We start from the raw sequence: 670 nt of genomic DNA on the forward strand, positions 1-670 counted from the left end.
TAATAACGTTACGTATTGCTAAGGTTAACGACGGTTAGATTCACCTCTTACACAGCACCTATACTTAACAGTACAAAATGTTGGAGTTCTTAAGTTATTATCAACCTGCTCATGGGACTGTTTCCTTGGGTGATCACTATATAAAGCAACACCTGAACCTTGCTCTATAATATTTGCATCACCATCTTCACAAACATGTAAAGCTAAACTATCTGTTTTAAAGTTTTTTATCGCTTCAGCAATATCAGGGTAATATTTTTCGAAAGACTGAAGGTTTTTCTCAAACCTAATATTTGCACCTTGTGCAAACAAATTTTCTAATTCTTTAAGTTTAACTGTCTCTGACAGCTTTTTGTCTAAACCGTCTAATTGCTCTTTGAATAAGCCATCAGCCATGAGTTACTTCCTAAATATTGTTATACGCTTTTAGCTTTTTCTTACTGCTTATATACTCACGAAGCTTATCTCCAGTGCCCTTTTTTAAGGCGTTTAAATGCTGCAACGTGACCGAAAACTGATTGTAAACGTCGAATAACGCTTGCCTGAGCTCCTCATCAACACCTTCGTCGATTGAGTTGGCTATTCTTCTGATATCAGAGTCTATTTTCAAAAAAAGCTCTGTCCCTCTTCAGGTGCTGTGTAAGAGGTGAATCTAACCGTCGTTAACCTT

The 670-nt window shown here is 36.9% G+C and carries 2 protein-coding genes; both read right to left on the reverse strand.

Going from position 1 to position 670, the window contains the following annotated elements; genetic code table 11:
* Positions 1-24: 24 nt before the first annotated feature.
* Entirely contained in the window at positions 25-396 is a 372-nt protein-coding gene (locus ACXAC4_RS27820; RefSeq protein WP_475168536.1) for a hypothetical protein, read from the reverse strand.
* Between the two features lie 10 nt (positions 397-406).
* Positions 407-610 carry a hypothetical protein gene (locus tag ACXAC4_RS27825; protein WP_475168540.1) on the reverse strand — a complete coding sequence of 68 codons (204 nt, stop codon included), beginning with the start codon at positions 608-610 and terminating at the stop codon, positions 407-409.
* Between the last annotated feature and the right edge of the window lie 60 nt (positions 611-670).

The sequence above is a fragment of the Pseudoalteromonas sp. AWM4_233 genome (assembly GCF_056158285.1).